19 protein-coding genes are annotated in these 22797 nt (G+C 53.0%); 6 read left to right on the forward strand and 13 right to left on the reverse strand.

Annotation, left to right across the window (positions count from 1 at the left end; genetic code table 11):
* Positions 1–11: 11 nt before the first annotated feature.
* The 8 genes from ACQ0PY_RS18570 to syd all read right to left on the reverse strand — a co-directional run bounded on the left by ACQ0PY_RS18570 (position 12) and on the right by syd (position 8543).
* Positions 12–1154, reverse strand: coding sequence for a glycerate kinase (locus ACQ0PY_RS18570; RefSeq protein WP_109739429.1), 1143 nt, complete (start codon positions 1152–1154; stop codon positions 12–14).
* Between the two features lie 88 nt (positions 1155–1242).
* Entirely contained in the window at positions 1243–2583 is a 1341-nt protein-coding gene (gudD, locus tag ACQ0PY_RS18575; protein ID WP_044254254.1) for a glucarate dehydratase, read from the reverse strand.
* 19 nt (positions 2584–2602) lie between these two features.
* Positions 2603–3943, reverse strand: a complete 1341-nt coding sequence (locus tag ACQ0PY_RS18580; protein WP_042999510.1) for an enolase C-terminal domain-like protein — start codon at positions 3941–3943, stop codon at positions 2603–2605.
* Positions 3940–5298 carry a galactarate/glucarate/glycerate transporter GudP gene (gene gudP / locus ACQ0PY_RS18585; protein ID WP_042999509.1) on the reverse strand — a complete coding sequence of 453 codons (1359 nt, stop codon included), beginning with the start codon at positions 5296–5298 and terminating at the stop codon, positions 3940–3942. The genes ACQ0PY_RS18580 and gudP overlap by 4 nt, the downstream gene beginning before the upstream one ends.
* A gap of 482 nt (positions 5299–5780) precedes the next feature.
* Positions 5781–6230 carry a flavodoxin gene (locus tag ACQ0PY_RS18590; RefSeq protein ID WP_042999508.1) on the reverse strand — a complete coding sequence of 150 codons (450 nt, stop codon included), beginning with the start codon at positions 6228–6230 and terminating at the stop codon, positions 5781–5783.
* Between the two features lie 6 nt (positions 6231–6236).
* Positions 6237–7031, reverse strand: a complete 795-nt coding sequence (truC, locus tag ACQ0PY_RS18595; protein WP_042999507.1) for a tRNA pseudouridine(65) synthase TruC — start codon at positions 7029–7031, stop codon at positions 6237–6239.
* The gene (locus tag ACQ0PY_RS18600; protein ID WP_042999506.1) at positions 7031–7360 is read right to left on the reverse strand and encodes a YqcC family protein; all 330 of its coding nucleotides are present in this window, start codon (positions 7358–7360) and stop codon (positions 7031–7033) included. The genes truC and ACQ0PY_RS18600 overlap by 1 nt, the downstream gene beginning before the upstream one ends.
* A gap of 637 nt (positions 7361–7997) precedes the next feature.
* Positions 7998–8543, reverse strand: coding sequence for a SecY-interacting protein (gene syd / locus ACQ0PY_RS18605; RefSeq protein WP_044328608.1), 546 nt, complete (start codon positions 8541–8543; stop codon positions 7998–8000).
* Positions 8544–8611: 68 nt separating this feature from the next.
* Here syd and queF point away from each other — a divergent pair, with 68 nt between their 5' ends.
* The 5 genes from queF (at position 8612) to xni (ending at position 15030) form a co-directional block, all read left to right on the forward strand.
* Positions 8612–9460: an NADPH-dependent 7-cyano-7-deazaguanine reductase QueF gene (gene queF / locus ACQ0PY_RS18610; RefSeq protein ID WP_044264277.1), complete on the forward strand. Its 849-nt coding sequence runs from the start codon at positions 8612–8614 to the stop codon at positions 9458–9460.
* A 112-nt stretch (positions 9461–9572) separates the two neighbouring features.
* Positions 9573–10937, forward strand: a complete 1365-nt coding sequence (gene ppnN, locus ACQ0PY_RS18615) for a nucleotide 5'-monophosphate nucleosidase PpnN (protein WP_044264278.1) — start codon at positions 9573–9575, stop codon at positions 10935–10937.
* Positions 10938–11444: 507 nt separating this feature from the next.
* Entirely contained in the window at positions 11445–12734 is a 1290-nt protein-coding gene (gene sdaC / locus ACQ0PY_RS18620; protein WP_042999502.1) for an HAAAP family serine/threonine permease SdaC, read from the forward strand.
* 60 nt (positions 12735–12794) lie between these two features.
* The gene (sdaB, locus tag ACQ0PY_RS18625) at positions 12795–14162 is read left to right on the forward strand and encodes an L-serine ammonia-lyase II (RefSeq protein WP_446894171.1); all 1368 of its coding nucleotides are present in this window, start codon (positions 12795–12797) and stop codon (positions 14160–14162) included.
* Positions 14163–14274: 112 nt separating this feature from the next.
* On the forward strand, positions 14275–15030 hold the full coding sequence (gene xni / locus ACQ0PY_RS18630; RefSeq protein ID WP_042999500.1) for a flap endonuclease Xni: 756 nt from the start codon (positions 14275–14277) through the stop codon (positions 15028–15030).
* Between the two features lie 64 nt (positions 15031–15094).
* On the opposite strand, the gene fucA is transcribed toward xni, so the two are convergent.
* The 5 genes from fucA to ACQ0PY_RS18655 form a co-directional block, all read right to left on the reverse strand.
* Positions 15095–15742 (reverse strand): L-fuculose-phosphate aldolase, encoded by a 648-nt coding sequence (gene fucA / locus ACQ0PY_RS18635; RefSeq protein ID WP_044264281.1) that lies wholly within the window; start codon positions 15740–15742, stop codon positions 15095–15097.
* 57 nt (positions 15743–15799) lie between these two features.
* Positions 15800–16798 carry a LacI family DNA-binding transcriptional regulator gene (locus ACQ0PY_RS18640; protein ID WP_042999498.1) on the reverse strand — a complete coding sequence of 333 codons (999 nt, stop codon included), beginning with the start codon at positions 16796–16798 and terminating at the stop codon, positions 15800–15802.
* Between the two features lie 142 nt (positions 16799–16940).
* The gene (locus tag ACQ0PY_RS18645; protein WP_042999497.1) at positions 16941–17891 is read right to left on the reverse strand and encodes an ABC transporter substrate-binding protein; all 951 of its coding nucleotides are present in this window, start codon (positions 17889–17891) and stop codon (positions 16941–16943) included.
* Positions 17892–17964: 73 nt separating this feature from the next.
* Positions 17965–18948 (reverse strand): ABC transporter permease, encoded by a 984-nt coding sequence (locus ACQ0PY_RS18650; RefSeq protein WP_044254230.1) that lies wholly within the window; start codon positions 18946–18948, stop codon positions 17965–17967.
* Positions 18949–18951: 3 nt separating this feature from the next.
* Positions 18952–20451: a sugar ABC transporter ATP-binding protein gene (locus ACQ0PY_RS18655; protein WP_042999495.1), complete on the reverse strand. Its 1500-nt coding sequence runs from the start codon at positions 20449–20451 to the stop codon at positions 18952–18954.
* 476 nt (positions 20452–20927) lie between these two features.
* Between ACQ0PY_RS18655 and fucI the strand changes: the two genes are divergently transcribed.
* Positions 20928–22703 (forward strand): L-fucose isomerase, encoded by a 1776-nt coding sequence (fucI, locus tag ACQ0PY_RS18660; RefSeq protein WP_109739431.1) that lies wholly within the window; start codon positions 20928–20930, stop codon positions 22701–22703.
* Positions 22704–22797: the final 94 nt, after the last annotated feature.

Genomic DNA, 22797 nt, shown 5'->3' on the forward strand with positions numbered 1-22797 from the left:
CGGCCTGTCGATCAGCGTAGCGTCTGTCCCATTTTGAGCGTCGCCGCGACGTTGCGCGCGGTCATGCGCACGTTCTCTGCGGCGTTCTTCAACGCATCGTCCAGCGTACAGATGGTATAAATCACGCTAAAGACGGCATCCAGCCCATGTTCATGGACGATGCCGACATCGGCCGTCAGGCTGCCGGCAATACCGATCACCGGTTTGTGGTAGCGCTTTGCCACCTTCGCCACTCCTACCGGAACTTTACCGTGGATCGTCTGGCTATCCATGCGCCCTTCGCCGGTCACCACCAGATTGGCATCCGCAACGCACGCATCCAGTTGTAGCGCATCGGTGACTATCTCAATTCCGCGTCGCAGTTGCGCACCGCAAAACGCATACAGCGCCGCGCCCATACCGCCTGCCGCACCACCGCCAGCCAGTTCAAGGACATCCACCTCCAGATCGCGGGCGATAATCTGCGCATAATGCACCAGTGCCGTATCCAGACGATCGATCGTCTCTACCGTCGCCCCTTTCTGTGGGCCAAACACCGCTGACGCCCCCTCTTTACCAGTCAGCGGGTTAGTCACATCACACGCGACTTCAATACGGCATGCGGCAAGACGCGGATCCAACTGGCTGATATCGATCCGTGTAAGCGCATCGAGCGCTGCTCCGCCCTTACCAATTTCATTCTGCCGGGCATCGAGCAATTTTGCCCCCAACGCCTGCACCATGCCCGCACCGCCGTCGTTGGTCGCACTGCCGCCGAGCCCGATAATAATATGATCTACGCCAGCATCCAGCGCATGACGAATCAACTCCCCGGTTCCCCAGGAGGTTGTCTTTAATGGATCGCGTAACGCGACAGGCACCTGCTCCAGGCCGCTGGCTGCCGCCATCTCAATGAAAGCCGTGCGCTCGTCGCCGGATAAGCCGAAAAACGCGGTGACGGTTTTCCCCAGCGGACCCGTGACGTCGACATCAACAATGCGTCCCGCCGTCGCCGCCACCATGGCTTCAACCGTTCCTTCACCGCCATCAGCAACCGGAAGTTTTACGTAATCCGCATCGGGCCAGATTTCACGAAAACCTTGCTCAATGGCGTTCGCCACCTCGAGAGCACTCAAACTTTCCTTATACGAGTCCGGTGCGATCACTATTTTCATAAGCCGTCCTTACGCATGTTGACTCAGCTAAGCATACACCCGGTTTACCAATAAAAAATAACCGGTCCTTTTGGGACCGGTCGACATCTTAACGAACCATGCATGGACGTTTGTTATCGAACGTCCAGTTCGGGATCAGATACTGCATCCCCATCGCGTCATCACGCGCGCCCAGACCATGCTTCTGATACAGCTCGTGAGCTTTCATTACCTGGTCCATATCCAGTTCAACGCCCAGACCCGGTTTCGCCGGTACCTGCACCATACCGCCTTTAATTTCAAACGGCGCTTTGGTCAGACGCTGGTTGCCTTCCTGCCAGATCCAGTGAGTGTCGATCGCCGTGATCTTGCCCGGCGCCGCCGCAGCCACATGGGTAAACATCGCCAACGAAATGTCAAAGTGGTTATTGGAGTGTGAACCCCAGGTCAGACCGAACTCATGGCACATCTGCGCGACGCGCACAGAACCCTGCATCGTCCAGAAGTGCGGGTCAGCCAGCGGGATATCCACCGACTGTAATGACAGCGTATGGCCCATCTGACGCCAGTCGGTGGCGATCATATTGGTCGCGGTCGGCAGACCGGTGGCGCGACGGAACTCCGCCATCACCTCACGACCCGAGAAGCCCTGCTCAGCACCACACGGATCTTCCGCGTAGGCCAGCGAACCTTTCAGGTATTTACCGATTTTGATCGCTTCATTCAGTGACCAGGCACCGTTAGGATCCAGCGTGACGCGCGCCTGTGGGAAGCGTTTTGCCAGCGCCACAATCGACTCCGCCTCTTCTTCCCCAGCCAGCACGCCGCCTTTCAGTTTGAAGTCATTGAAACCGTATTTTTCATACGCCGCTTCTGCCAGACGGACGACCGCATCGGGTGTCATCGCTTCTTCATGACGCAGACGATACCAGTCGCATTGCTCATCCGGCTGGCTCTGATACGGCAGCGGTGTGGCTTTGCGGTTACCGACGAAGAACAGATAGCCGAGCATTTCTACTTCGCTACGCTGTTGACCGTCCCCCAGCAAAGACGCCACGTTTACGCCCAGATGTTGTCCCAGCAGATCCAGCAGCGCAGCTTCAATGCCGGTGACTACGTGGATGGTGGTACGCAGGTCAAACGTTTGCAGACCGCGGCCGCCTGAGTCACGATCGGCAAAAGTATTGCGCACCGCATTCAGCACGTTTTTGTACTCACCAAGCTGTTTACCCACCACCAGCGGGATCGCGTCTTCCAGCGTCTTACGGATTTTTTCGCCACCGGGGATTTCACCCACGCCAGTATGACCGGAATTATCTTTGATAATCACAATATTACGCGTGAAGAACGGGGCATGTGCTCCGCTCAGGTTCATCAGCATACTGTCGTGGCCCGCAACCGGAATAACCTGCATTGCCGTTACAACAGGAGTAGTAAATTGTGCGTTCATTGTTGAGTCCTTATACAAGTCAGTGACGGCCGAAAACGGGACGTTTACGGTCAAAAGTCCAGCCGGGGATCAGGTACTGCATCGGACCGGCGTCATTTCGCGCACCGCCTGGCAGTTTTTTGTAAGCGTCATGCGCCTTCTGCACCTGATCCCAGTCCAGTTCAACACCCAGTCCAGGCGCGTGAGGGACAGCAATTTTTCCGTTTTTAATCTCAAGAGGATTTTTCGTCAGGCGGCAATCGCCCTCCTGCCAGATCCAGTGCGTGTCGATGGCGGTCGGTTTACCCGGCGCTGCCGCGCCAACGTGGGTAAACATCGCCAGTGAAATATCGAAGTGGTTGTTAGAGTGGCAGCCCCAGGTCAGCCCCCAGTCGTCGCACAACTGTGCCACACGTACCGCACCGGAAAGCGTCCAGAAATGCGGATCGGCAAGCGGGATATCAACGGCATTCAGCATTACCGCATGGCCCATTTCGCGCCAGTTAGTGGCGATCATGTTCGTCGCCACCGGCAATCCCGTGGCGCGACGGAATTCGGCCATCACTTCGCGCCCGGAAAAGCCCTGCTCGGCGCCACACGGATCTTCTGCGTAAGTGAGCACATCGTTCAACCCTTTGCACAGCGTGATCGCCTCTTCAAGCAGCCAGGCACCGTTGGGATCAACGGTAATACGCGCATCCGGGAATCGCTTTTTCAGCGCGCGAGCGGTATCGATCTCTTGCTCACCTGGCAGCACGCCGCCTTTGAGTTTGAAATCTTTAAAACCGTAGCGATCCTGCGAAGCTTCCGCCAGACGCACCACGGCATCGCTGTTGAGTGCTTCCTGATGGCGCAGGTGATACCAGTCGTGGTTGCCCGGTGTGGTCTCCAGATAAGGCAGATCGGTTTTGGTTCTGTCGCCCACGTAGAAAAGATAACCGAGCACGGTCACTGCATCACGCTGCTTGCCTGGCCCTAACAGTTCGCAGACCGGCACGTTGAGCGCCTTGCCCAGCAGATCAAGCAGCGCGGCTTCCAGCGCGGCCACCGCATTGACACGCAGTTCGAATGTCCAGGCGCCTTTGCCAAACGTATCAAAGTCAGCGGCCTGATTGCCTTTGTGGACCTGCTGGACCACTTTATTCAGTCGGGCCACTTCCTGACCGAGCACCATCGGAATGGCATCAACCAGCGTCTGGTAGATAACCTCTCCGCCCGGCGCTTCACCGACGCCGGTGTTCCCGGCGTTATCGGTTAGTACCACGATATTGCGGGTAAAATACGCGTTATGCGCACCGCCAATGTTGAGGAGCATACTGTCATGTCCGGCGACCGGAATGACCTTCATGTCCGTGATAACGGGGCTGGATTGTGTCGTCATGATAGTTGTCCTGCGACCGGTTTCAGTTCGATACGTTTAATATCCCCCACCAGCACCAGGTAGCTCAGTACCGCGATCAACGCATGCACGCCCACATAAATCAGCGCACCGTTGAAGGAGCCGGTCGTGCCAACGATGTAGCCAATGGCAATGGGTGTCACGATGCCAGAGATGTTGCCGAACATGTTGAACAGACCCCCGCTCAGGCCGCTGATCTCTTTCGGCGCCGTATCAGCCATCACCGCCCAGCCCAGGGCACCGATGCCCTTACCAAAGAACGCCAGCGCCATGAAACCGATGATCATCCACTCGACGTTGACGTAGTTACAGAACACCATCACCATCGACAACAACATCCCCATCACGATAGGCGTTTTACGCGCAATGTTCAGTGAGCCGGTCCGACGCATCAGCCAGTCGGAGATAATGCCGCCCAGCACCCCGCCGATAAATCCACACACCGCAGGAACCGAGGCCACAAAGCCCGCTTTCAGGATCGACATACCGCGAGCCTGTACCAGATAAACCGGGAACCAGGTGATAAAGAAGTAGGTCAGCGCGTTAATGCAGTACTGACCGATATACACACCGATCATCATGCGGGAACCCAGCAACTGCTTGACCTGTCCCCATTTCACGCTGAGCGGCACTTTGGCTTTGGTGTCTTTCTGATCCATGTTGATCAGCGCACCGCCTTCTGCAATGTATTCCAGCTCTTTCTTGTTCACGCCCGGATGCTGGTTTGGCTCGTGGATCACTTTCAGCCAGATAAAGCTGATGACAATCCCAAGGCCGCCCATAAAGAAGAACACATGCGACCAACCCACTTCGTGCGTCAGCCAGCCCATGATTGGGGCAAAAATAACGGTGGCAAAGTACTGCGCAGAGTTAAAGATTGCGACCGCCGTTCCCCTCTCCTGTGCCGGGAACCAGGCCGCGACGATGCGACTGTTGCCGGGGAAGGATGGCGCTTCCGCCAGACCGACGAGGAAGCGCAAGGTAAACAGCGCGACGATAATGCCGAATCCGCTGAAGATATCGACGAAGCCCTGTAACAGGGTAAACATGGACCAAATGAAGATGGACCAGAAGTAAACGCGTTTGGAACCAAAACGGTCCAGCAGCCAGCCGCCCGGGATCTGCCCGATAACATAGGCCCATGAGAACGCAGAGAAAACGTAACCCATACCGACCGGATCCAGACCAATATCTTTGGCCATCTCCGAACCGGCAATGGATAAGGTGGCGCGGTCGCCATAGTTGAAGGAGGTGACGATAAACAACATCACCACTATCCAGTAGCGGGCATTGGTGCGTTTTTCCGCACCGCTCGCAGCCTGACTTAATGAACTCATTGTTGCACTCCTGAATTTTCGCGTTAGTCACGCTCACTCTGAACAGCACAACTGGTAGGGGATCAGAGGTGACGTTTCGTGTTTTTTATTGCAGCTTTTATTAGGTCGTTCACCTTGCTAACTGCATTTTTTATAACTGGCAGGAGAAGTATAAAAAGCACCCGGTTCTTGCTCACCGTGCAAGAACCCAACATTTAGGGGATGTATCACTTATGTTTATGGCAAAAGCCCAGGGTGATGGAAGCGACTTCACGGAATTGAAAACCTGTAACGGAAATCGCGTGGGACTTACGTGGAAAAGACAGGAGTGTGAAACAGGTCGCTTGACCCTATGAAAACGCCCCTAAAAACCCTTCTATGTTGAGGGTATTTAGGGGCGTTTGCCCGAGGCTAACTCGATTCAGTATGGGTAGCATAGCATCAGGTTGTTCCCGTGCCTGGCACCATAAGAGAGCCCCTCCCGGTAGGGGGAGGGTTCACTCTCAGGATAAGAGTGTGCCCCAATGTTCAACCCAGGGATTGGATTCGCTTTCGGGCTCCGGGTGCTCACTGGCATCAATCAACAACATTTCCCCCACGCGCTGCGCGCTTTGCTCCTGTAACAGGGCATCAAACTGTTTACCGCCATTACAGAAATTGACGTAGCTGCTGTCGCCTAACGCAATCACGCCGTAACGCAGATTTGGCTGGAAACCCAGTTGGTCTTTGATTCCCTGAAACAACGGCACAATGCTGTCAGGTAAATCGCCCTGCCCGGTCGTTGAGGTGACCACCAGCGCGATTTTATCCTGATATTTCTGCCAGTCCGTCAGTTCAGGATCTTCAAAAACAGTCGCATTGTGCCCCTGGGCCGTCAGGATCGCTTCGGCCTCTTCGGCCACCAGTAGCGCGTTACCGTACATTGTCCCGACAAAAATCCCGATTTCCGCCATGCTTAATTACTCCCTGAATGAAGAACGTATGCGTTCATCCTGACCTGCTGGCTCACTTAACTCAACCCTTTCATTATCAGGGAGAAGTCCCTGCCAGCCAAACTGTGATAGCGCCTGCATCCAGACCGTATCCAGCCCGGCATGAATCGTCAACGGTTCACCGGTAAACGGATGAGTCAGCGAAAGCTGGCTGGCATGCAGCATCAGTCGGTTGCAGCCAAAATGTTCCGCTGCACTGCGGTTCTGCCGCAAATCGCCATGCTTGCTGTCGCCAATAATCGGATGGCGCAGGTGCGCCAGATGACGTCTGAGCTGATGCTTGCGTCCCGTTTGCGGATCCAGTTCCACCAGTCCGTAACGAGTCGTCGGATAACGCCCGGTTGCCACGGGCATTTCAACGGTGGCGAGGCCACGGTAATGAGTTACCGCAGGCTGTGGGTCTTTGTTTTCGCGGGCAAACTTGTCGGCGATTTTATCCAGTTCCTCCACCAGCGGATAATCGAGTACCGCCTCTTCCATTAACCAACCACGGACAATGGCGTGATAGCGCTTATGGATCTGGTGTTGCTCAAACTGCTGCGCGAGACGGCGTCCGGCTTCACTGGATAAGCCCATCAGCAGGACGCCGGATGTTGGTCTGTCGAGGCGATGCGCGGTAAACACATGCTGACCAATCTGGTCACGCACGGTCTGCATCACCACCACTTTTTCGTCTCGATCCAGCCAGCTGCGGTGCACCAGCCAGCCGGAAGGCTTGTTGACCGCAACCAGCCATTCATCCTGATACAGAATTTCCAGCATCAGGATTTATCTTGCGCAAAAAGCGCATCCAGCGCCTGCAACGCCTCCAGCAGGATTTCGCGCTGCGGATGATCGGCGGTCAGCGCCATTTCGTAATAAGGTGCGACGGCAAACGCCTCGGGCAGCGGTTGCGCACTGTCCAGTAGCGCATGCATGCGGGGGATAAGGACCCATTGCAGCCACTCAATGGGTTCCATCGTATCCATACAAAACGGTTGGGTGCTGGTAAACAGGTGGGCTTCGGGTTCATCCATCCGCCAGTGTTGATGCTCACGCAGCAACGCTTCAAGTGCATGAAGCTGCTGACGCACACGGTCATGAGTCGTCATGAAAGTCACCTCAATGATGAAAAATCTGGCGCGAAGGATACCACCAGTAAAATGAGAAGCAAAAAAAGGGAGCACTGTAAAAACAGTGCTCCCGGTTCGTTTCGCAGCATTCCAGCTACTTTTTGTGCTCCCTGCTCATCCGTGACAACTTTTCCTCTGGTCTTGCGACCTGTTGTTCATCCTGAACATTTTGCATCCTGCTCACACCACCCCGATGTGATTACTTCATCCTGAAGCATCCTGGCCATCCTGACCCACCGACTATCCTGACCGGCTCTCGTTCTCCTTCCTGGAGGTGTCCTTTAACGCATTCCCGCGTTATCCTCTTCACTTCATCCTGAAGCCTTTCCCTGTAACACCGTCCTGGTGTGTCCTGCTGAAGTGTCATCATCCTGATGTTCACTTCGTTGTGCGACTCCCTGTCGACGTACATAGAATCGCCTTTTTCACGCCGTCTTACAAGATGCTTACAGGCAATGCCTTAAGGAAAATTTCATATGAAAGTTGACATAAAATCATTAACTCGATGATTTATTAGGTTATTAGCCATTTTTACTTCGTGATATCTTCATTTACTACCTGGCGATCTCCTACAGGGCTTGTAAGAGATCTCTCACATATTCATGAGTGAAATGGATTACAGAAGAGGATTAAGGTGCGTAAGGAAATCCGCAAGAGAAGGGGCCAGGACGGAACGATTACGGGTTCCCAGCGTTTCTTTGATCACTTCCCCCGACAGATTGCAGAGCGAAATGACCTCCAGTTCATTGTCCAGTGTGGCAATAAAAAGGGTCGGCGACAGTTTCAAACGTTTCTGCGTCACCAGATGACCAATCAGGTTCTCCTGAACCCGTCTGAAATCATCCTCGCTCCAGGTTTGCAACAGCGTCAGCGTTTCGCTGCCTGACTGCGCGCGCATATCCCCGGCAAACTGCGTGGTATAAAATGCGTGAAGCGCAGGTTGTACCACAATATCGAAGGCGCGTTCAACCGCGTTTACATTCTGTTCACCTTCAAACGGCTGCGGTTGCCAGTACACGGCATCACGGGTAGTCGAGATAATGCAGGGAGAAGGCACGCCATACAGTTCTTCGCTCATCGGCCAACTGCCGTTTTTTGCATGCCATGCGTCACAGTAACGCGCCGTAAAATCCTTCAGGGCTAAAGCTGTCTGTTCGTCCACCGGTTTCTCTCTTCATAAAAGCCAGGATACACTTGGCGCATAGTGTATCTGGTTTATGACGGTGAAACATGTCTTCTTATGAAAACCATCAGGCTCTTGATGGCCTGACGCTCGGTAAATCAACGGATTACCGGGATATTTACGACCCCAGCCTGTTACAGGGCGTGCCTCGCAGTCTGAATCGCGACCCGCTGGGTCTAAAAGCTGACAGCCTGCCGTTTCACGGTGCCGATATCTGGACGCTGTATGAACTGTCATGGCTGAATGCCAGGGGATTACCACAGGTGGCGGTGGGTCATGTGGAACTGGATTACACCAGCCTCAATTTGATTGAATCCAAAAGCTTTAAGCTGTATCTGAACAGTTTTAACCAGACGCGGTTTGACTCCTGGGAAGCGGTACAACAGACGCTGGAAAACGATTTGCGCGCCTGTGCTGAAGGGAAAGTGACCGTTGCGCTATACCGTCTCGATGAGCTGGAAGGACAGCCGGTCGCGCATTTTCACGGCACCTGCATTGATGATCAGGACATTGACATCGATAACTACCAGTTCACTACCGATTATCTGCAGTCCGCCACCAGCGGTGAAAAAGTGGTAGAAGAGACGCTGGTGAGTCATCTGTTGAAATCAAACTGTCTGATCACCCATCAGCCGGACTGGGGCTCCATACAAATTCAGTATCGCGGACGCAAGATCGATCGCGAAAAACTACTCCGTTATCTGATCTCTTTCCGCCATCATAACGAGTTTCACGAGCAGTGCGTAGAACGCATTTTCAACGACCTGCTACGCTTCTGTCAGCCGGAAAAACTGAGCGTTTATGCACGCTATACGCGCCGTGGTGGTCTGGATATTAACCCATGGCGGAGCAACACCGACTTCGTTCCGGCAACCGGCAGATTAGTTCGACAGTGAATTATTTCACAATTTTGCGGGTCGGATTCCACGCGTAAGGTTGTGAAAGGTCATAAGCCAGGGCTATTGTACTCTACAGGGAATGACGTTTTGCGTCCCATAAGGAGTTTACTTGATTACACATATTAGCCCGCTTGGCTCAATGGACATGTTGTCGCAACTGGAAGTCGATATGCTTAAACGCACGGCCAGCAGCGACCTGTATCAACTGTTTCGTAACTGTTCGCTTGCCGTTTTAAACTCCGGCAGTCTGACTGACAACAGCAAAGAGCTGCTGTCCCGCTTTGAAAGTTTCGACATTAACGTGCTGCGTCGCGAACGCGGCGTGAAGCTGGAACTGATCAACCCGCCAGAAGATGCCTTCGTCGATGGCCGTATCATTCGCGCACTGCAGGCGAACTTGTTTGCCGTGCTGCGCGATATTCTGTTTGTTAACGGGCAGATTCATAACGCGGGCCGTTTCCAGCATCTGGATCTCGAAAGCTCCGTGCACATTACTAACCTGGTGTTCTCTATTTTGCGTAATGCCAGAGCGCTGCACGTGGGCGAAGCGCCAAACATGGTGGTTTGCTGGGGCGGCCACTCGATTAATGAAAACGAATACCTGTACGCCCGACGCGTCGGGACACAGTTAGGTTTGCGCGAGCTGAACATCTGTACCGGTTGCGGGCCTGGCGCAATGGAAGCGCCGATGAAAGGTGCCGCGGTGGGCCATGCGCAACAGCGTTATAAAGACAGCCGTTTTATTGGGATGACTGAGCCGTCGATTATCGCCGCTGAACCACCGAACCCGCTGGTTAACGAACTGATCATTATGCCGGACATTGAAAAACGTCTGGAAGCCTTCGTGCGTATCGCCCACGGCATTATCATCTTCCCGGGCGGTGTCGGTACAGCGGAAGAGTTACTGTATCTATTGGGGATCCTGATGAATCCGGCGAACAAAGATCAGGTTCTACCGCTCATCCTCACCGGCCCGAAAGAGAGCGCTGATTACTTCCGCGTGCTGGATGAGTTCATCGTGCATACGCTGGGAGAAGCCGCGCGCACGCATTACCGCATTATCATTGATGACGCAGCAGAAGTGGCGCGCCTGATGAAAAAAGCGATGCCGCTGGTGAAAGAGAACCGTCGTGATACCGGTGATGCCTACAGCTTCAACTGGTCGATTCGTATCACGCCGGATCTGCAAATGCCGTTCGAACCGTCCCACGAGAACATGGCCAACCTGAAGCTGTACCCTGACCAACCGGTTGAGGTACTGGCGGCAGACCTGCGTCGCGCCTTCTCCGGCATTGTAGCGGGTAACGTTAAGGAAGTGGGTATCCGCGCCATTGAAGAGTTTGGGCCATACAAAATCCACGGCGACAGTGAAATGATGCGTCGCATGGACGATCTCCTGCAAGGTTTTGTTGCGCAGCACCGTATGAAGCTGCCAGGCACCGCCTATATCCCCTGCTACGAAATTTGCGCCTGACGCGAAAAGCGTTTCATGGACCGGGAGCGGCGAATAGCCCTTCCGGTTTTTCTATAATTACCAATGAGATAACACGTTCACTTTATTAAGCCTGCTAATACATCATACAAAAAATATCGCTACGCAAACGATTACCTCGCTAATGCAACCGCGTTTTATCATCCAGAATTTAAATTAGTCACCACAAACCACTATAAAGATCGCTTTTTACAACGTAACCTCCGCATCTGTCTGGCAATCCTTTCTGTCAATATGTTGTTAATGCTAGCCTTCGCACGCGTAAATTCGCTGTGATGTTTTTTTAACAGACCAATGATCCAAAAATATCCACATTAGAAGTGGATTATTGCATTTGAGATCGCGATCACTGATAGATTCATTAGTTAAATGTATCTTTCTGCCCGCAAATTACTACGGTTAAAAATTTTATAAAAATCGTCGCTGCAAGAATTTCGTTTTACGGTCAGGAACATTTTCCTGATTTTTAGCTTCCTCCAGGAGAAATAGATGGAAACCATTCAAACCAGCACAATTGCTTCGACTGAATCACGAAGCGCATGGCGCAAGACCGATACCATGTGGATGCTGGGCCTTTATGGCACGGCTATCGGTGCGGGCGTATTGTTCCTGCCAATCAACGCAGGTGTCGGTGGGATGATCCCACTGATCATCATGGCAATCCTCGCCTTCCCGATGACCTTCTTCGCCCACCGTGGTCTGACTCGCTTTGTGCTGTCCGGCAAAAATCCGGGTGAAGACATCACAGAAGTAGTTGAAGAGCACTTTGGTATCGGCGCGGGTAAACTGATTACCCTGCTGTACTTCTTCGCGATTTACCCGATTCTGTTGGTCTATAGTGTCGCGATCACCAACACGGTTGAGAGCTTCCTGACTCACCAGTTATCCATCACCCCGCCACCGCGTGCGATCCTGTCGCTGATCCTGATTGTCGGGATGATGACTATCGTTCGCTTCGGTGAGCAGATGATCGTGAAGGCAATGAGCATCCTGGTGTTCCCGTTTGTCGCTGCACTGATGCTGCTGGCACTGTACCTGATCCCACAGTGGAGCGGTGCTGCGCTGGAAACCCTGTCCTTTGATTCTGCGGCTACGACCGGCAACGGTTTGTGGATGACCCTGTGGCTGGCAATTCCGGTGATGGTGTTCTCTTTCAACCACTCTCCGATTATCTCTTCTTTCGCAGTAGCGAAGCGTGAAGAGTACGGCGACGCGGCAGAGAAAAAATGCTCGAAGATTCTGGCATTCGCTCACATCATGATGGTGCTGACGGTGATGTTCTTCGTCTTCAGTTGCGTACTGAGTCTGACTCCGGCGGATCTGGCGGCAGCGAAAGAGCAGAACATCTCGATTCTGTCTTACCTGGCAAACCACTTTAATGCGCCGATCATCGCCTGGATGGCACCGATCATCGCAATGATTGCTATCACCAAATCCTTCCTCGGCCACTACCTGGGCGCACGTGAAGGTTTCAACGGGATGGTCATCAAATCTCTGCGTGGTAAAGGCAAGTCTATCGAAATCAACAAACTGAACCGCATCACTGCGCTGTTCATGCTGGTAACGACCTGGATTGTCGCCACCCTGAACCCGAGCATCCTCGGTATGATTGAAACCCTGGGTGGTCCAATCATCGCGATGATCCTGTTCCTGATGCCGATGTACGCAATCCAGAAAGTACCGGCAATGCGTAAATACAGCGGTCACATCAGCAACGTGTTTGTTGTCGTGATGGGTCTGATTGCTATCTCCGCGATTTTCTACTCCCTGTTCAGCTAAGTTGTTTAGCGCCGCTTTCGGGCGGCGCTTCCTCCCTGATATAACCGCAATGGATGCCCTATGATTAGCGTATTCGATATTTTCAAAATCGGCATTGGCCCTTCCAGTTCACACACCGTTGGACCAATGAAAGCTGGCAAACAATTCACGGATGATCTGATTGCCCGCCATATTCTGACGGATGTCACCCGCGTGGTGGTGGATGTGTATGGCTCCCTGTCGCTGACGGGTAAAGGCCACCACACCGATATCGCGATTATCATGGGTCTTGCGGGAAATCTGCCGGATACCGTCGACATCGACGCCATCCCGGGCTTCATCCAGGATGTGAACACCCACGGGCGACTGCTGCTGGCGAACGGTCAGCATGAAGTTGAATTCCCGGTTGATAAGTGCATGAATTTCCATGCCGATAACCTGTCTCTGCACGAGAACGGGATGCGCATTACCGCGCTGGCGGGCGATAACGTCCTCTACAGCCAGACTTATTACTCCATTGGCGGTGGTTTCATCGTTGATGAAGAACATTTCGGTTTACCGAACAGTGCGCCGGTCAACGTACCGTATCCGTACAAATCGGCTGCCGATTTGCAAAAACACTGTCAGGAAACCGGACTTTCCCTTTCCGGTCTGATGATGCAAAACGAACTGGCATTACACAGCAAAGAAGAGCTGGAACAGCACTTTGCTAACGTCTGGGAGGTAATGCGCAGCGGCATTGAGCGCAGCATCACCACCGAGGGCGTTCTGCCTGGAAAACTGCGCGTTCCCCGCCGTGCGGCAGCGCTGCGTCGTATGCTGGTGAGCAGCGACAAAACCACCACCGATCCGATGGCGGTCGTTGACTGGATCAACATGTTCGCTCTGGCGGTAAACGAAGAGAACGCCGCTGGCGGACGCGTGGTTACTGCACCGACGAACGGCGCCTGTGGTATCGTGCCAGCCGTGCTCGCCTACTACGACAAATTCATCCGCGAAGTGAACGCTAACTCGCTGGCTCGCTACATGCTGGTCGCCAGTGCGATTGGCTCACTGTACAAGATGAATGCCTCCATTTCCGGCGCGGAAGTGGGCTGTCAGGGCGAAGTCGGTGTGGCCTGCTCGATGGCGGCGGCCGGTCTGGCAGAACTGCTGGGCGGCAGTCCGATGCAGGTGTGTATTGCTGCGGAAATCGGTATGGAACACAACCTCGGTCTGACCTGCGATCCAGTTGCAGGACAGGTTCAGGTACCGTGCATTGAGCGTAACGCCATTGCATCCGTCAAGGCGGTCAACGCAGCACGTATGGCCCTGCGCCGTACCAGCGAACCTCGCGTTTGTCTCGATAAAGTCATCGAAACCATGTACGAAACCGGTAAAGACATGAACGCCAAGTACCGCGAAACCTCTCGCGGCGGCCTGGCCATGAAGATTGTCACCTGCGATTAATCGTGCACTCAGAGGCCTCATTTTGCGAGGCCTCTTCCCGTTTTAGCCTCCTGCAATAGCCTGCTTCCGTCCTGAATGTTACCCTACACGCTGACTGGTAAGGGAGAACACCGTGGCTGTCCATCTGCTCATCGTCGACGCACTCAATTTAATTCGCCGGATCCACGCCGTTCAGGGTTCGCCCTGTGTGGAGACCTGTCTGCACGCGCTTGACCAGCTGATTGTCCACAGCCAGCCCACCCACGCCGTGGCGGTGTTTGATGATGAAGCGCGTAACAGTGGATGGCGTCACCAGCGTCTTCCGGACTACAAAGCCGGTCGTCCACCGATGCCGGATGAACTGCACAATGAGATGCCCACCCTGCGCACGGCCTTTGAACAGTGTGGCGTCGCGTGTTGGGTGTCGAGCGGCAATGAAGCCGATGATTTGGCGGCAACCCTGGCGGTAAAAGTCACACAAGCGGGCCACCAGGCGACTATCGTGTCGACTGACAAAGGCTATTGCCAGTTGCTCTCTCCGACGTTACGCATTCGCGATTACTTTCAGAAACGCTGGCTGGATGCGCCGTTCATTGAAAAAGAGTTTGGCGTTCAACCGCAGCAGTTGCCGGATTACTGGGGACTGGCGGGGATCAGCAGTTCAAAAGTACCCGGCGTCGCCGGTATTGGCCCGAAAAGCGCCACCCAACTGTTGGTGCAGTTTCAGACGCTGGAAGGTCTCTACGCACATCTGGATGAAGTGCCGGAAAAATGGCGTAAGAAGCTGGAGGCTCACCGGGAGATGGCATTCTTATGCCGTGATATCGCACGGTTGCAAACCGATTTGCAGCTTGACGGAAACCTGCAACAGTTGCGTCTGGCACGATAGAATTGCGGGCCGGATGGCGCAGACCGTCCGACCCGGCACACAAACCACGACGACTCTGCACCGCTTATTCTTCGATACGTAATCCGTAGGTTTTAAACTTCTCGAGCACTACGGCGATTTCTTCATCGGATAACACCGGCACCGGATCCATCACCGCCAGCGTCTTCATATAGAGTTGCGCCAGCACTTCCACCTCGTGCGCCAGCCACAGTGCCTTTTGCAGGTTCTCCTCGCAGGCAATTAAACCGTGGTGTTGCAGCAGCGTGGCTTTGCGATTTTTCAGCGCCACGACCACATGTTCTGAGAGTTCGCGAGTGCCAAAAGTGGCGTAGGGCGCGCAGGGAATGGAATTCCCTCCCGCCGCCGCAATCATATAGTGGATGGCCGGGATCGGCCGGTTGAGAATAGACACTGCGGTACAATGAATGGCGTGGTTATGCACAACAGCATTCGCTTCCGGGCGAGTCTGATAAGCCGCCAGATGAAAGCGCCATTCGCTGGACGGTAATTTCCCCTCTTCGTATTTGCCGTCGTTATCCACGTAGACAATCATCTGTTCGGTCATACGTTCATAAGGAATGCCGCTCGGGGTAATCAACATACCGTCCTGATAACGCGCGCTCACATTTCCCGCCGTCCCCTGGTTTAATCCCAGGCGCGTCATTTCAAGACAGGTTTCAATAATTTCTCGAGATAAACGAGTTCTTTCCATCTCAGTTCTCCGGGGTACTCGGTTCAATGACTGATAACACTCTTTTTGTCGCGCGTATTATTTTTGTCTTAAGCGCTTAATTAATTTCATTTCAACTTTTACCGTCTCATGAACAGGGCGATCTTCGATGGCGTTGAGCATCATTGTGAACGCTTTTTCCGCCCAGGCGTTCTCATCCTGCTGCATTGACCACACGTTATTGGACAAGAATCCCAGCATCGGGTGTTCGTCAAACGTACCGATATTGATCTCGGGCGGAATAACGCCAAAACGGTCACGAATGGCTCTTACTGCCCCTTCCAGCACCGGTAATGACGAGGCGATAAACGCCTGCGGACATCCTGCTTCGTCGATCAAAGCCTGCATGATCTGGTATCCCCCTTCCGGGGTGTTCACCGGCCCTTCGCGCACCCAGTCACGATGATGAATCCCTTTTTTACTGAGCGCATTCAGGTAACCCGTCAGACGGTCGCTGATACTGGGCAAACCGGTATCGCCCACCAGAAACCAGACCGGTAACTTTTCAGCATCCAGCAAACTTTGGGTTAAATGTTCACCGCCTGAAATATTGTGACTTTCCACCAGCGCGTTATCCGTGTATTTAAAATCACGGTCCAGCAATACCATCGGTTTTCTCACCTGACGTAAATGATGCTGCTGGTTTTCTAACGTTGACGGGACAATAAAAAGACCGTCCACATTACGGGCAATTAAAGCCTTGGTGATTTTGTTTTCGTAATCGACATCATCATAAGTACAGCTAATCATCAGCTGATAACCGGATCGGCGGCAGCGCTGCTCGAGTTTCTCTGCCAATGTGGCAAAGAAGACGTTAGAAATATTGGGAACAATCAGGCCAAGCGTATCCGTTTTATTCAGCTTCAGGCTGCGGGCGGAATGGTTAATCACATAACCATATCGCTCAACATATTCATTAATACGCGTTTGCGTTTTGAGGCTGATTCGATACTGTTCAGCTTTTCCGTTTAGCACCAGTCTCACGGTTGTCACCGATAAATTCAGGTCGCTGGCTATCTGTTCTACTGTTTTAGCCATGTATGTGCCCCAGTCACCGTCCAAGCGTCAATTGACAATCATAAAATCATTTTACACTTTTGTCTTACCGCATCAGTCGGTTAAGCGCACGCCGTTGATCTCACCTAGTAAGCGGGGGGCGAAGATACCGCCCCCTGCCGGTTTATTTCTTACCGAAAGGATGTAACAACTTGTCTATTTCCGGCGTATTGATGTTCTGGGCGCTCACAAATTTCACCGGGATATCGATCTCTTTCGCGACCGTTTGCCCGGACAGTGCCGCATTCAGGGTTTTAATCCCCTGGTAACCAATCTGATAAGCATCCTGGACGACAAAGCCCTGGATCACACCGGTGTTCAGGAAGTGAATAATCGCTTCGGTACTGTCAAAACCAATGACTTTCACTTTCCCTTTCAGATTCTGACTGTCGATAGCGTTGGCGACGCCCAGCGTTGAGCCTTCATTGGTGCCATAAATCCCGGCCAGATCGGGGTTGGCCTGAATCATATCAATGGTCTTATCCATCGCTTTTTGTGGATCGCCATCACTGTACTGCACGGGCAGCACCTTGATATCCGGATACTTTTCCTTCATGCGGGCAATGAACCCTTCCGAGCGTTCAATCGCTGACGACGTCCCGGCGACATGAGCGATAATGCCGACTTTACCTTTATTATTCACTTGCGCCGCCAGCGCGTCCGCAGCTTCAGCGCCCGCTTTGCGGTTATTGGTCGCCACGAAGCTAACCGGAATATCCGAGTTTACGCCGGAGTCAAAGGTGACAACCTTAATACCACGCGAATTCGCCGTTTCCACCAGCGGAGCAAGCGCATTGGCATCCAGCGCCGCCAGCAGCAGACCGTTCGGCTTTTGCGCCATGGCGTTTTCAACCAGCTGAATTTGTTCCGCAATCTGAGTTTCGTCCGCAGGTCCGACATAGCTGGTTTTATCGCCCAACTCTTTCGCCGCCGCTTCCGTCCCCATTTTCACGGTTTGCCAGAATTCATGCTGGAAACCTTTACTGATGACCGGAAGGTTTAAATCTTTCGCTAACGCACTGGAAGTGATGCACGCCAGCAGGGATAACGCATAGACAAAATGCCTGGTTTTCATTGTTGTACTCCGTTGTGAGTGTGTCACCCTTAACGTCAGGGTCAGTGTTCCCCGTGACTGCCGGGAGCGTAAATCAACGAATCTTTTTGCGTAACGTATCGAGGTAGACAGCGGCGACGACCACAATGCCCATCGCGACCATTTGCCAGAACTGAGAGACCCCCATCAGGTTCAGGCCGTTTTTCAATACGCTCATAATGAATGCACCGATGATGGTGCCGCCGATAGTGCCAATTCCGCCCATCAGACTGGTGCCGCCGATCACCACTGCGGCAATGGCTTCCAGTTCATAACCGACGCCGACCGTTGGCTGACCGGAGTTTAGACGCGAGGCCAGAATCACCCCGGCAATGCCGGTCAGCAGGCCGCAGAAGGCATAGACAAAGATTTTGACGCGCTGAACGTTGATCCCGGAAAGGTGCGCCGCCACTTCATTACTGCCCACGGCATAGACATAGCGACCAATTACCGTTTTCTTGAGGATGTAGCCGGCGACCAGCGCCACAATCACCAGATAAAACACGGGATACGGCAGCACATCGAATAAACGCCCCTGCGCCAGCAATTTGAAGGTGGGATAATCGGCGAAATAGATAGCGCGCCCATCCGTCATCACCATGTTCATTCCCCGAACGGACATCATCAGACCCAGCGTGGCGATGAACGGGGGAATCGTCATTTTGGTCACCAGCAGACCATTCACGTAGCCACACAACCCTCCGGCCAGCACGCCTGCCAAAATACAGACCGGCAACGGCAATCCGAGCGTCGCGCAGATGCCGACCGCAACGCCGGAAAACGCCACCACCGATCCTAAAGAGAGGTCGATCCCTGCGGTGATAATCACAAACGTTACGCCAATGGCCATAATGCCGATAACCGACGTTTGCAGCGCAATTGTCATAATATTTTCGGTATTAAAGAAAAACGGCGAACTGAAACTGAAAAAGACAACCAGGATAATCAAACTAAAAAGCGGTGCAAGGCGCATTAAAAGTTCTTTATTAATTTTTATTTTCTTATTATTGCTGTCTGAAGAGGTTACAGAGATGGTCATGATTTAATCCTCTAACGTCGCATATTGCATGATTTTTTCTTGTGTGGCGTTATCAGCAGTTAATTCTCCGGTAATACGACCACTGCGCATAACTAAGATACGATCGCACATACCCAGCACCTCCGGTAATTCCGAAGAAATCATAATGATCGATTTCCCTTTTGCCACGAGGCGATTCATTAATTCATAGATTTCCAGCTTGGCGCCGACATCAATTCCACGTGTAGGTTCATCAAAAATAAGAATATCGGTATCTTTGCACACCCAACGGGCAATAATAATTTTTTGCTGATTTCCCCCACTCAAATTCAGGGCCGCCTGTTCAAGGTGTGGCGTTTTGATTCTGAGCGTCCTGACCTGCTCTTCACTCGTTTGCTGGCAGCGTTTCGAATCAACGTGACCAAAACGGTCGGCATATTCAGGGTAATTTCCCAACATAATATTGCGCTCAACGGACAGATTAAGCGCCAGTCCCTCTTTTTTACGGTCTTCGGTTAAATAGCTAATGCCTTGCGCAATGGCGTCAGAAATCCCCTTTATCACAATGGTCTTACCGTTCAACTTAATGGTTCCACTGTCGATGGGGTCGGCGCCAAAAATGGCGCGCGCCAGCTCCGTACGCCCGGCGCCCATCAACCCGGCAAAACCCAGTATCTCGCCCCGGTTCAACGTAAAGTCGATGTTATTGAGCACGCCTTTGCGCGTGAGGCCGTTAACCTCCAGCACCGGTTCCTGATGCGTCCGCGCTTCCCGGCGAGGATAGATATTCCCCAGTTCGCGCCCGACCATCATCGCAATCAGCTCACTGATCTTCACGGTTTCATAATCAACGGTATCAATGTATTGACCGTCGCGCATAACCGTCGCTCGATCAGCAATCAGCGCTAACTCTTCCAGGCGATGCGAGATGTAGACAATCCCGGTCCCCTGCGCTTTAAGCAGGCGGGTCACCTGGAATAAGCTTTCTATTTCTGTTTCCGTCAGCGCCGCGGTGGGTTCGTCCATAATCAGGATTTTGGCATTGACGGATATCGCTTTCGCGATCTCCACCATCTGCTGTTGCGCCACGGTCAGGTCTGACACCAACGTTTCTGGCGAAATATTCAGGTTTAATTTCTGCAAAATCTCGGTTGCCGCCTGTCGCTGCTGTTTTTCATCCAGCCGCCAACGGTTATTTTTACAAAACTCTCTGCCGATAAAGATATTCTCTTCCACGGTTAATTCAGGAAAGAGATTAAATTCCTGATGAATAATGGTAATCCCGGCATTCTGCGCGCTGAGCGGATCGCTGAATGACACAGGCTTCCCCTCAAATATAATATCCCCTTCATCCGGTTGATAAACACCGGACAAAATTTTCATCAGCGTGGATTTGCCTGCACCATTTTCACCTAATAGCGCATGCACTTCGCCCTTGCGAAGAGTAAAGTTCACATTACTCAACGCTAATACGCCGGGAAAGCGTTTGGTAATATGATTCATCTGTAAAAATGTTTCGGACATTGCTGCTTTCCTCAATAATCAGAAACTGCAGGCAGTGAATCAGGCGAAGTGCATTCTCAGGGAGCGAGCGTCACCATGAATGTGAATACTTCCTGAAAACACGTTTACGTCACGTCGATATGTTGCCAGATATTGCTAACTCGAGTTAGCGAATTGCCCTTTAAAGCTATTTTAGCCACCAAAAATAGCCAAATCATTTGGGTTAAAACTGTGATACCGCACAGACATTTATTTATAAGCATCTGATTTTAAATATTTTACTAAATTTGTCTGTCATTTAATTATTTGATGCAGATCGAATTTTAACCACTTCTCGTGAAGCCCCTCACAATCCCATCAGAAAAAAGTTGTGTAAAAAACACGCCAATACCTAAGCTAACTCGAGTTAGCAAATTTACCTGTTTCAGCCGACTGTTGCGGTGATGCCCTGTCATCCACCTGAGCAGCACGCCTATACGTGAAATGAGGAACCCCGAATGAAGAAGATCAGCCTGCCGAAAATTGGTATTCGTCCGGTTATTGATGGACGCCGAATGGGCGTTCGTGAATCTCTGGAAGCACAGACGATGAATATGGCAAAGGCCACTGCCACCCTGCTGACAGAAAAACTGCGCTACGCCTGTGGCACCCCGGTTGACTGCGTTATTGCCGACACCTGTATTGCCGGAATGGCAGAATCTGCCGCCTGTGAGGAAAAGTTCAGCAGTCAAAACGTCGGCCTGACAATCACCGTAACACCGTGCTGGTGCTACGGTAGTGAAACCATCGATATGGATCCCCTGCGCCCGAAAGCCATCTGGGGCTTTAACGGTACCGAACGTCCGGGCGCGGTCTACCTGGCTGCCGCGCTGGCAGCGCATAGCCAAAAAGGGATCCCTGCGTTCTCTATCTACGGCCAGGATGTACAGGATGCCGGAGATACATCGATCCCAGCCGACGTTGAGGAAAAACTGCTGCGATTCGCCCGGGCAGGGCTCGCCGTCGCCAGCATGAAGGGAAAAAGCTACCTTTCGCTGGGCGGGGTGTCGATGGGGATCGCTGGTTCCATCGTCGATCATCATTTCTTTGAGTCCTGGCTGGGGATGAAGGTCCAGTCCGTCGATATGACCGAACTGCGCCGCCGCATCGATCAAAAAATCTATGACGAAGCCGAGCTGGAAATGGCGTTGGCGTGGGCGGATAAACACTTCCGCTACGGTGAAGATAAAAACGCGAAGCAATATCAACGCAACGCCGAACAGAGCCGGGCCATCCTGCGGGAAAGCCTGCTGATGGCAATGTGCATTCGCGACATGATGCAAGGAAATCCTAAGCTCGCGGAGATGGGACGCGTGGAGGAGTCACTCGGTTATAACGCGATTGCCGCAGGCTTCCAGGGACAGCGTCACTGGACCGATCAATATCCCAACGGTGATACCGCCGAAGCGCTACTGAACAGTTCTTTTGACTGGAACGGTGTACGCGAACCGTTTGTTGTCGCCACCGAAAACGACAGTCTGAACGGCGTAGCCATGCTGCTGGGACATCAGTTGACCGGCACCGCGCAGGTCTTTGCCGATGTGCGTACCTACTGGTCACCAGAAGCGGTTGAACGCGTGACCGGTCAGCCGCTGACCGGACGGGCAGAACACGGCATTATCCATCTGATCAACTCCGGTTCCGCCGCGCTGGATGGCACCTGTAAACAGCGTGACAGCGAAGGAAAACCGACGATGAAACCACACTGGGAGATCACGCAGCAGGAGGCTGACGCCTGCCTCGCGGCAACCGAGTGGTGTCCGGCAATCCATGAATATTTTCGCGGCGGCGGTTATTCATCACGCTTCCTGACCGAAGGCGGCGTGCCGTTCACTATGACCCGCGTGAACATCATCAACGGCCTGGGACCAGTGCTGCAAATTGCGGAAGGCTGGAGCGTCGAGCTACCAAAAGAGGTCCATGACACCCTCGACAAACGCACCGACTCCAGTTGGCCTACCACCTGGTTTGCGCCACGTCTTACCGGCAAAGGACCGTTCTCCGACGTCTATTCCGTGATGGCGAACTGGGGGGCAAACCACGGCGTGCTGACCGTCGGCCACGTCGGCGCAGACTTCATCACCCTCGCCGCGATGCTGCGCATTCCAGTCTGCATGCACAATGTGGAAGAGGCGAAAATTTACCGCCCTTCCGCCTGGGCCGCACACGGGATGGATACAGAAGGCCAGGACTACCGCGCCTGTCAGAACTACGGGCCACTGTATAAACGTTAAGGATCGCGCAACTGCCTGATGGCGACGCTGGCACATCTTATCTGGTCTACGGGGAATGACTCGTGGGCCGGATAAGCACAGCGCCATCCGGCAA

It is taken from the genome of Citrobacter sp. LST-B2 (assembly GCF_057983045.1).